The sequence below is a fragment of the Trueperaceae bacterium genome (assembly GCA_002707365.1).
Classification (GTDB): Bacteria; Deinococcota; Deinococci; order Deinococcales; family Trueperaceae; genus UBA6957.
The window spans coordinates 168,085-178,499 of record PAMQ01000017.1 but is presented as its reverse complement, the minus strand read 5'-3'; the positions used below and the strand labels follow the sequence as shown (position 1 = coordinate 178,499).

Annotated in this window: 11 protein-coding genes; all 11 read right to left on the bottom strand. The window is 48.1% G+C overall.

From position 1 onward, the window contains the following. Positions 1-99, bottom strand: a 99-nt coding sequence (locus CMO31_08790) for a hypothetical protein (protein MAZ54088.1), incomplete at its 3' end; no start/stop codon positions are given. A gap of 18 nt (positions 100-117) precedes the next feature. Further along, positions 118-2,190: an elongation factor G gene (fusA, locus tag CMO31_08785; GenBank protein MAZ54087.1), complete on the bottom strand. Its 2,073-nt coding sequence runs from the start codon at positions 2,188-2,190 to the stop codon at positions 118-120. Between the two features lie 63 nt (positions 2,191-2,253). Then, positions 2,254-2,724: a 30S ribosomal protein S7 gene (locus tag CMO31_08780; GenBank protein MAZ54086.1), complete on the bottom strand. Its 471-nt coding sequence runs from the start codon at positions 2,722-2,724 to the stop codon at positions 2,254-2,256. 8 nt (positions 2,725-2,732) lie between these two features. Next, positions 2,733-3,122, bottom strand: coding sequence for a 30S ribosomal protein S12 (locus CMO31_08775; GenBank protein ID MAZ54085.1), 390 nt, complete (start codon positions 3,120-3,122; stop codon positions 2,733-2,735). Between the two features lie 325 nt (positions 3,123-3,447). Beyond that, on the bottom strand, positions 3,448-4,587 hold the full coding sequence (locus tag CMO31_08770; GenBank protein ID MAZ54084.1) for a 5-(carboxyamino)imidazole ribonucleotide synthase: 1,140 nt from the start codon (positions 4,585-4,587) through the stop codon (positions 3,448-3,450). Beyond that, on the bottom strand, positions 4,584-5,066 hold the full coding sequence (purE, locus tag CMO31_08765; protein MAZ54083.1) for a 5-(carboxyamino)imidazole ribonucleotide mutase: 483 nt from the start codon (positions 5,064-5,066) through the stop codon (positions 4,584-4,586). Before purE ends, CMO31_08770 begins: the two co-directional genes overlap by 4 nt. Before the next feature lie 36 nt (positions 5,067-5,102). Further along, complete coding sequence (locus CMO31_08760; protein MAZ54082.1) at positions 5,103-6,029, bottom strand: threonylcarbamoyl-AMP synthase; 927 nt, start codon at positions 6,027-6,029, stop codon at positions 5,103-5,105. Between the two features lie 117 nt (positions 6,030-6,146). Further along, complete coding sequence (locus CMO31_08755; protein ID MAZ54081.1) at positions 6,147-7,418, bottom strand: glycerate kinase; 1,272 nt, start codon at positions 7,416-7,418, stop codon at positions 6,147-6,149. 75 nt (positions 7,419-7,493) lie between these two features. After that, the gene (gene aroH / locus CMO31_08750) at positions 7,494-7,865 is read right to left on the bottom strand and encodes a chorismate mutase (GenBank protein ID MAZ54080.1); all 372 of its coding nucleotides are present in this window, start codon (positions 7,863-7,865) and stop codon (positions 7,494-7,496) included. A 202-nt stretch (positions 7,866-8,067) separates the two neighbouring features. Further along, positions 8,068-9,039, bottom strand: coding sequence for a tRNA dihydrouridine(20/20a) synthase DusA (locus tag CMO31_08745; protein MAZ54079.1), 972 nt, complete (start codon positions 9,037-9,039; stop codon positions 8,068-8,070). Positions 9,040-9,089: 50 nt separating this feature from the next. Next, positions 9,090-10,103, bottom strand: a complete 1,014-nt coding sequence (ispH, locus tag CMO31_08740; protein MAZ54078.1) for a 4-hydroxy-3-methylbut-2-enyl diphosphate reductase — start codon at positions 10,101-10,103, stop codon at positions 9,090-9,092. Positions 10,104-10,415 lie beyond the last annotated feature (312 nt).

Below are 10,415 nucleotides of genomic sequence, written 5' to 3'. Positions count from 1 at the left end.
CGTAATCGCCGCCGTAAGGGTCGTCTTTCCATGATCAACGTGCCCGATCGTTCCAACGTTCACGTGAGGTTTGGTACGCTCAAACTCAACCTTAGCCATGTTTTCCTCCAGATTCCTTTAATTACTAACCAGTTCTTGCTGGATACTCTTCGGCACTTCGGCGTAATGGTCGAGAAACATCGAGAAAGTAGCGCGGCCTTGACTTAGACTGCGTAGATCCGTCGCGTAACCGAACATCTCTGACAATGGAACGTGGACATTAACGACCTGAGCACTACCCCGGGGTTCCATACCCTGGATCTGTCCTCGTCGGGAATTAAGATTGCCTATCACATCACCCAAATACTGTTCAGGGGTTACTACTTCAACGCGCATAATCGGCTCCAGGACTGCGGCATCGCCTTTAGCCATAGCTTCGCGAATAGCCATTCCTGCAGCAACTTTAAAGGCTATTTCAGAAGAGTCCACCTCGTGATATGAACCATCATAAAGTTTAACTTTCATATCAACTATGGGGAATCCAAGTAAGGGGCCGTTTTGTAAAGCCTCTTCTACCCCCTTTTGAACTGCGGAGATATACTCCCGTGGGACAGATCCTCCTACAACGCTATTTTCAAACTCAAAGCCTGAGCCCCGAGCTAAAGGTTCAGCTTCTATTTTCACATGACCATACTGCCCACGGCCGCCAGTTTGCCGGACAAATTTTCCTTCCACATCAACATGCCGTCGTATGGTTTCTCTATAGGCAACTTGGGGGGCACCCACATTCGCGTTGACACTAAATTCACGTCTCAACCGATCAACAATAATCTCTAGGTGAAGCTCGCCCATACCCGAAATCTTCGTTTGTCCAGTTTCACTATCTGTCTCGACTCGGAACGTAGGGTCTTCTTCAGCAAGTTTAACCAAGCCAGCAGATAACTTGTCCTGGTCCGCCTTCGAGGCCGGCTCTATCGCCACTGTAATGACCGGGTCTGGAATCTCAATCGATTCCAGTAGGATAGGGTTCTCGGTGTCACTCAGAGTGTTGCCTGTCGTCGTATTTTTCAAACCAATGACTGCGCCTAGGTCGCCTGCTCCTATCCGATCGACTTCCTCACGGTTATTGGCATGCATCTTCATCAACCGACCAATCCGTTCCCTAGTACCTTGTGTAGCGTTGTAAACATATGAACCGGAAACCAAAGCTCCTGAGTACACCCTCACAAAAGTGACGCGCCCGACATAGGGATCAGTCATGATCTTAAAAGCAAGGGCAGCGGTTGGCCCATCCTCTTCGGCTACGCGGGTCTCTTCGGCCAAAGTGTCAGGCACTACACCCTGAATGGCTGGAACATCAAGCGGACTCGGTAGGTAAAGCGCAACGGCATCCAAAACGCGCTGTACGCCCTTGTTTTTGAGGGCTGAACCAGCAAGAACAGGAAAAATCTCAAGCTCGATAGTCCCTTTACGTATAGCTGCATGAATAAGCTCGCTCGGAACTTCTTCGCCTTCTAAAAATAAAAGTGCTATCTCGTCATCAATATCGGCAAGTTTCTCAACCATTAACAAGCGTTTTTCCTCAGCTACCTCGGCGTACTCAGCTGGGACTTCACTAATAACAATGTCTTCACCTAAATCGTCATTGTATAAATAGGCCTTCCTCTCGACCAAATCAATCAAACCAGCGAATTCATCTTCTGCCCCAAGCGGCCAATGTATTGGAACTGCATTGGCCCCGAGTCGCTCTTCCATAGAATCGAGAACGAGTTGGAAATCAGCTCCGGTCTTATCCATCTTGTTAGCGAATGCGACGCGAGGGACCTGATACTTATCAGCCTGACGCCAGACAGTCTCAGACTGGGGCTCAACCCCTTGACTTGCATCAAACACCGCCACAGCTGCATCTAGGACACGCATGGACCGCTCTACTTCCATGGTGAAATCAACGTGCCCCGGAGTGTCAATAATGTTAATCCTGGTATCACCCCAGAAGGCTTCTGTTACTGCTGAAGTAATTGTGATACCGCGCTCTTTTTCTTGGGCCATCCAGTCCATTTGAGAAGCGCCGTCATGAGTTTCCCCAACCTTATGGATCTTTCCTGTGAAATAAAGAATCCTTTCAGTCAGTGTGGTTTTACCAGCATCTATATGCGCTGCTATCCCGATGTTTCGGGTCTTGCTCAGATCTATCTCAATTTGCGTTGGCATAAGCAACTCCCAAAAAAATACCTGTCCGCCCTAAACGCTTAGGGACAGGCAGCTTGGTTCTCCTTACCAGCGGTAGTGCGAATAGGCCCTATTGGCCTCCGCCATCCGCTCGATATCTTCACGTTTTTTAACTGCTCCTCCACGACTTCCTGAGGCATCCAGAATTTCTCCAGCGACTCGCTCGACCGCGGTTCGTTCTGGTCGGGTATCTGACGCAGCAACAAGCCACCTTAACGATAGAGACTGGGCTCTTCGGGGCCCAACTTCAACAGGAACTTGGTAAGTTGCACCACCGACTCGACGACTCTTTACTTCAATCCTGGGCCTAACATTATCTAAAGCCTGCCGGAACACCTTTAATGGTTCCTGACCGCTACGTTCCTGGATCAGTCGACAGGCACCATAAAATACTCTACTAGCAAGATTCTTTTTCCCGCTACGCATCAACTTGTTAATAAATGCCGTAACTGTAGTGTCCCCATAGACCAGATCAGCCTCAAGCTTGCGGATCTCGGCCCTTCTTCTACGCGCCATTTATGTCCTCATCCTCTCGGCTTCTTTGTCCCATATTTGCTACGAGCCTGATTTCTTTGCACGAAGCGACCAATCTCAACGCCCTGGGCATCTAAAGCACCACGGACTATGTGATAACGGACTCCGGGAAGATCCTTTATACGACCACCTCTGATTAGTACGACTGAGTGTTCCTGCAAGTTGTGTTTTTCGCCAGGAATATAAGCCGTTACCTCAAAACCTGTCGATAACCGAACTCGAGCAATCTTTCGTAAGGCTGAATTAGGCTTTTTAGGTGTCTGAGTCTTAACCACAGTACACACCCCACGTCGGTGCGGGCTCCCTTTTAGGGCTGGGACCTTAGTCTTTTTGGCAAGCCTTTTCCGCCCCTTGCGGAGTAGCTGGTTCACAGTTGGCAGCGTAACCACTCTCTTTCCCGAATCGCTCACCAAGAGCGACCGACGCATAAAATATTTTGTGGTTGAGGGTCAAAAACGACCTGCTCCAGACGCAAATCTGCCCCCTAACTCATCGCTGCGAGCCGGGGGGGGACCACAAACCTGCCTATAGTAGCAAGGCAGACAGACAAAAATCAAGTTGCTTGGTTCATACTGTCTAGGAGGAATAATTAGCTCGGAACAAAATTTGGGCAGCTCCTTCAATAAACCGCTAGAAACAAGACGCGAAAAATATTGTCTCGAACAAGTTTATTGAAAACGGAACATCAAGCTAAAAATTGAATTGTCAAGGCTTTACAAGCACATTTCGAGCAGCAATCACCTTACGTTCTGCTTCGTTGCGATCGTAATGTAGTGCCGTTAAATGGCCCATTTTACGCCCTATCCTAGCGACCCCCTTGCCATAGAGGTGTATGGAAACCTCCCTAATTTCAGCTGCTGCCGACCAATTTGGTTCACCGGAAGCCCACAAATCTCCCAAAAGATTCCCTGTTACTGCCGGTTGCAGCAGGGTTGTGTCGCCTAGCGGAAGTCCACATACTGCCCGAAGTTGTTGTTCAAACTGACTGCAAACCGTAGCCTCAATAGTGAGATGTCCTGAGTTATGCGGCCTCGGCGCGATCTCATTAATCAGCAAATCTCCACTTTGTGTCAAAAAAAACTCTATGGCCATCACCCCAACCAGTTCTAATGCCTCTGCAAGGGCTAAGGCCTGACTAATCGCTTCCTGCTTAATTCGTTTATCGATTAACGCTGGCGCTAACGATAAATCCAAGATGTGATTATGATGCCTATTTTCAATCGGGGGATAAACCACGGACCTTCCTAAGGAGTCTCGAGCGATTACTATTGAGATTTCCATTTCATGCTTAATCCAAGCTTCTAAAACGACCGGACTTTGGCCAAGGGATCCCCACGCTGATTGAAGCTCTTCTGCGTTTTCCACATAACGTTGTCCTTTCCCATCGTAACCAAATCCAGCAGTTTTAAGTACAGCCGGAAAACCAACGAACCTGCCACCAGCAACCAATTCTTCGTCGGTTACTACTGAAACATTTGCAGCTATGGGAAAACTGTTCTTCGCAAGAAAGGTCTTTTCTCTAATCCTATGCTGAGCTATTTCCTGAACAGAAGGATCCGGCAACACCGGCGCATACTGACTAGCATGCCGAAGAGACGCGCCGGGGACATTTTCGAATTCCATTGTAATTACATCAGTCCGCTTTGCGAACGCCTCTATCCGGTCTAGATCTTCGTATTGTGCCGTTACTGTCCAATCCGCAATCTGAGAAGCAGGTCCTCCTTCGTCAGGCGTAAAAACTCCTACCTGATAACCCATTCTCTTAGCCACAAAACCTAACATCCTCCCAAGCTGCCCGCCACCAAAAACCCCAACCGTAGCTCCAGGAAGAACGCGGCCTTTCATAGATCGCGACTGAAGTTTTGACTAGGGAGTTCACTTTCCAGCGACTCTTTTGTTTGCTTCCCCCGGTAGGCAATAAGCCGATCCCGAAGCGCAGGCCTTGTCAAAGCAAGTATGGAGACTGCAAGGAGAGCTGCATTCTCTGCACCAGGCTTACCGATAGCAAGTGACCCGACTGGTATCCCTCGGGGCATTTGAACTATAGAAAGAAGAGAGTCCAAGCCGTTCAGAGACTGGCTGCTGACCGGGACTCCGAGTATTGGTAAGTGCGTGTGCGCAGCGATCATGCCCGGTAAATGTGCTGCACCACCCGCCCCTGCAATTATCACGGCAATTCCGCGACTCTCTGCGCTGCATGCGAATTTAGCCATACGGTCTGGCGTCCGATGCGCAGATATTACTTGGCAAATGTGAGGTACTTTTAAAATGTCAAGAATATCGTCAGCTCGCGACATGGTCTCCCAATCGCTCGAGCTCCCCATGACAATGGCGGCTAGTGGATTTGACTTAGTCACGGTTTACCTCCTAGTTGCGCGTGCAAGACGATCATATATCGCTGCCCATGCGGCTTCATCTGGGACATTTTCAATTAAGATCTCTACGATCCCTTCGCGATCCAAGTTACGAAGATTGGCGTAGAGTTGTTCGCCGTAGTTGATTGGGTCTTGTGGCATAACCCGCCAGTCTCCAAGAAATCTCGTTCGGCTGTTCTCCCGGGACAGTACCCCAAGGCCGCGGCTACCTTTTTCTAACATCAAGATTTCTTCACGGGATAGCAGCCTAGCAGGGGTATTTGGGGCGTAATGCCGGGCAAGAAGCCCGGGAGCTCTCGTAGTCGCACCATCATACGGAAGAGGTCTGGTCCCTAAAACACCGATTACATCTTCCGCAGAAATCAATCCTGGTCTTAATAATCGCGGTCGCGGTCCCCTAACATCAATAATAGTAGACTCCAAACCAAGTTTGCTAGCGCCTGAATCAAGAATAAGGTCGATTTTCCCATCAAGGTCTTCAAATACATGCTGCGCTAACGTTGGGCTGATCCGCCCAAATCGATTAGCAGAAGGCGCGGCAATAGCTTCCCCGACAGATCGCAAAAGGTCCTGGGCGACAGGGTGGGAAGGAACTCTAACTCCAACAGTATCTTGACCTCCTGTTACCTTGTCCGACACCCCAGGAGAACGTGAAACCACTAAGGTCAATGGTCCAGGCCAAAATGCCTCAGCTAGATCGTAGGCTGACTGCGTAATGGACCTTCCCCAGCCCTCAAGACCATCTACACTACCGATGTGGACGATAACAGGATGTTCTGCTGGACGTCCTTTCGCTGAGAAAAGTCGACTAATTGCCTGATCATCCGTGGCTAAGGCGCCAAGACCGTAAACGGTTTCTGTTGGAAAAGCAACCAATCCTCCAGCGAGCAGAATCTCAGCTGCTCGCTCGATATATTTTGAGTTTGCGCAAACTACACTGGTCGACTCTGCTTTACTCACTTCATTCAGAGTTTAACCCTATCCCCAACACTATCAATTGATCTAATCCAAAATTAGTCGACAGGCTAATCAACTATCTAGAATCATAACAATGCGTACGTCGTTAACATTAGTGTGGGTGGGTCCGGTAAAAAAAAGATGCTTCGCGTGATCAAAAAATTCATAACTGCTGTTATTTTCGAGAAGAGAAAGGGCCCGTTCGCGAGAAACAACATCAAATAGAGCTGGCGTGAGGAAAGCACCTGCATTTTTTTCACTACCATCAATGCCATCACTATCTGCGATTAACGCGTATAGAGGGAGATCTTGAGGTAAGCCTAGAGCTAGGGCTAGAGCAAATTCCCCATTGGGCCCGCCACGTCCTTGGTGACTTACAGTAACCGTTGTCTCCCCACCGGATAAAAGCACACACGGAGCCCGTAAGGGTAAAGATTTCTCTATTATCCTTCTAACTATTGCAGCTTGCTCTGTACCAGCTACCCGAGCTTCACCCGTAATGTTGGAGCTCAAGATGTGGGCTTCTATCCCAGCCTCCGCAAAGACCTTTGCGGCAGCCTCTAAGCTTGTTTGGTTTGTTGCTACGACCTTCATTGCAACGCGATTCTCTGGAAATGCTCCGGGTTTAGGGGTGTCACTTATCTGCCCTAACATCCCTAGCTCAAAGTGCTTTCTAGCACCTCGAGATACGATGTGGTATCGATCCAATATCTCTAACGCATCACTATAGGTACTTGGGTCAGGAACGGTAGGACCTGAGGCAATGACACTAGGTTTGTCTCCAACCACATCTGAGATTGCTAACGTCATTATTTTCGCAGGATACGCGGCTTCAGCGAGTCGACCACCTTTAACTAAGGAAAGATGTTTGCGGACACAATTAATCTCAGAGATGTCCGCGCCGCAGGTTAGCAAGTTTTTAGTCAATTTACTTTTTTCTTGAAACGTTATGCCGGTCGGTGCCACCAAAAGCGCTGATCCTCCACCTGAAACAAGAAACAATACTAAATCTTGTCTAGACAGACCTTGTAGAGAATCAAGAAGCTCTTTTGTAGCTTTCTGGCCAGCTTTATCTGGCACAGGATGCCCGGCCTCTATCACTTTAATCTTTTCAGTTGCGAGTGCATGTCCATAACGAGTAACGACTACCCCTTCCAAAGGAGCTTCGTAGTGCCTTTCAACAACCTGGGCCATAGAGGCAGCAGCCTTGCCAGCACCTATCACTATGAGCCTCCCGTCAGGGTAAGGAGGAAGGTGACCTGGCAAAACCCGAGAAGGTAAAGCTGCCTCGACAGCTGCTTCAAAAGCTTTCTTCAGTAAGATTATTGGGGTTTTTGCTTCCAACTAAGCATCCCCATTCTTTAGTTGCAAAAGCGTCTAAAGTTAAGACGCCAATCCGTCTTAGGTCCTATTTAGTTCCTAAACAAGATCTGGCCTCAAGGCACTAGCATCACCCAGATATATGTGCTTTATTTCATCCTGCCTCTTCGTTGTGTTCACCTGGATCATTATTCTAATCACACGCGGTATCGAACCAATCACTGGAATCTCTTGAAAACAAAGAAGTGGGACTAAGCTCAATCCCAGATGACGGGCTGCTTCAGCCGGAAAGGCGGAAACTAGGTCCGGAGTACTCGTGAAAAATATAGCTGCAATCACCTCATAATCATCTAGGTTATTTGCTTCAAGCATCGCAGAAAGAAGTTCCTCAGTCGAGACAAGGATACCCTCTTTTTCATCTTCCTCGACCGAGGTAGCGCCTCGGATTCCTCGTAGCCAGTAGCTTTCCATACAATGGAGTTTATCAGAGCTTCAACAACCCGACTGGCTCCCCAGACGAATTTGAAATAGGAGACTTACTATTCGGACGAATAAGTTCCGAGAGGTAGTCGCGTGACTCGGAACCTTGTAGAGCTCTCTCCATATTTCCTAGGAGCGCATAATCTCAGGAATATCTGTGGAATAACAACTATTGTCGAAGGTATTTGTAACTCTAAGCTTCTTTGATTAGGGGCCTATCATCAAGAACATTATCCGGCACCGTTTCGATAGCAGCTAATAACACTTCAGTTCCTGCTTGGACCTTGCAAAATCCCTCACTGAGAGTCCTCCTCCAACTTCTTGCGCCTTTACATCCTTTCATCAAGCCGATAAGGTGCCGACAAATTCGCCTAAGCTCTTGACCTTGCTCTAACCACATTTCTGCGTAAGCAATTGTTCCCTCAATAACCTCCCGCCGACTCGGACAGAACTTAGTAGAACCGTAAAACTCTTGATCAACCGTAGCAAATAAAAATGGGTCCTGGTAGACAGCTCGTCCAACCATTACACCATCTACGTTTTCCAAATGTTTCCGTATTTGATCTATTTTCGTAACTCCACCATTGATGTCGATAGTTAACTGGGGATATTCACTTTTAAGTCGGTAAACATCTTCATATCGAAGGGGCGGTATTTCCCTGTTCTCCTTAGGGCTTAAACCTGAAAGCCACGCCTTCCTGGCATGTATTGAGAATCGTTGCGCTCCTGATTCCGCAACAATCTGCACAAAATGAGCGAGATCTTTATAGTGGTCTTTATCGTCTACGCCAATCCTATGTTTAACCGTAACTGGAATATTCACTGCATTACGCATGGCTTGAACGCCTTCAGCCACTTTTTCAGGAATCTTCATTAAGCAGGCCCCAAAATTAGCCTCTTGTACACGATTGCTAGGACAACCAACATTAAGATTGACTTCGTCATAACCCAGTCCTTCAGCAACGGTAGCGCACTCTGCTAAAGCACGGGGATCGTCACCACCCAGCTGCAACGAGAGCGGCTTTTCTTGAGCACTAAAACCGAGAAGATGCTGTCGATTACCGTGCAGTATGGCGGAAGTTGTAATCATCTCAGAGTATAGGAGAGCCTTTGAACTGATTAGACGCATAAAAGCCCGGAAGTGCCGATCTGTCCGATCCATCATCGGAGCAACGCTAACCGGCCACCTTTCCAACTTTCCCACTTTTTGATTCTTCACGATGGAGGGACTCTAACTGGGTGCCTAAAGGCGATATCCTCCCAATCTCCCTCTTCAATAAGGCCAAGATCCGGATTTAGGTCTCTAAACCAGGTAACAATACTTTGCACTAGATCTTCCGGCGTAGAAGCAGCCGAAGTGATTCCTACGCTCCTCGAATCTCTGAACCAACTCTCCTTAAGTCCTTCAGGGCCTTCTACCCGATAAGCCCTATTTGTTAGGCTTTCAGCCAACTCAAATAGCCGCATCCCGTTTGAACTATAATCACTCGTGACTACAAGGAAGAGATCCACATTAGGCGCAATAGCCTTAACGGCATCCTGACGATTTTTGGTGGCAAAACAAAGATCGTCTCTGGGCGGTACAACCAATTTTGGGAATCGACGGCGAAGAACTTCTACTGTTCGGAGCGTATCATCAACCGATAAGGTAGTTTGAGTCAATACAGCTACCCGGTTTGGATCTGGCACCTCAACAGTGTAGGGATCTGCAAGGTCAGGATCGTACTTGCGGTTCCCTAAGACACTAACCATAGTGGTTGCTTCAGGTGCTTCCCCAAGCGTGCCTATAACCTCCTGATGATGCGAAGAGTCACCTATCAAAAGGATCTGATATCCCAAACGGGCGTATTTTTTGGCCTCGCTATGAACCTTCGTAACCAACGGGCAGGTTGCATCAATCGTAGTAAGCCCTAATTGGCTGGCCTTCTCCCTAACGGATGGACTAACGCCATGCGCACTAAAAACTACAGTGGAATCCAGTCGATTACCTTGATCCTCAAGCCTGTTCCGAATCCCTTGTAGCTCTTCCAGATCTTCTACAAAATGAAGTGCATGGTCACGCTCTAACCGACCGACGACGGTATCGTTATGAACGATAGCGTGATACACAGATATATCACCTGCCCCGCTAAGATCATTCTCTTCAGCAGCGTTTTCTACGGCCTTGATAGCCATTACCACGCCGGCACAAAACCCACGAGGCCTAGCCAAATAAATACGCTCGATCATACACATATGATAACCGCGGTCATGCCCTTCCTAGCAACAGGTAAAATCTATAACTGTTTAGGAAGGGTAATCGTCGTTTGGAATGAAAGGTTTTGTAACAATCAACACGATAAAGCTTTTTTCTAAAACTGGTTTACCCCCCCAGGCTTACTAAACACGTGAATTGGCAGAACAAGGCTACCTAACCTTTGGCCTCTGTAGGCATAAACCCCAGCCTCGTGACCTTCTTAACCTCTTCATATGTTTTTTGTGTAGGCTAAATGTTCCTTGACCGCCCCTCATCCCCATGATAGACTCGCAGCCGTTTTCGGC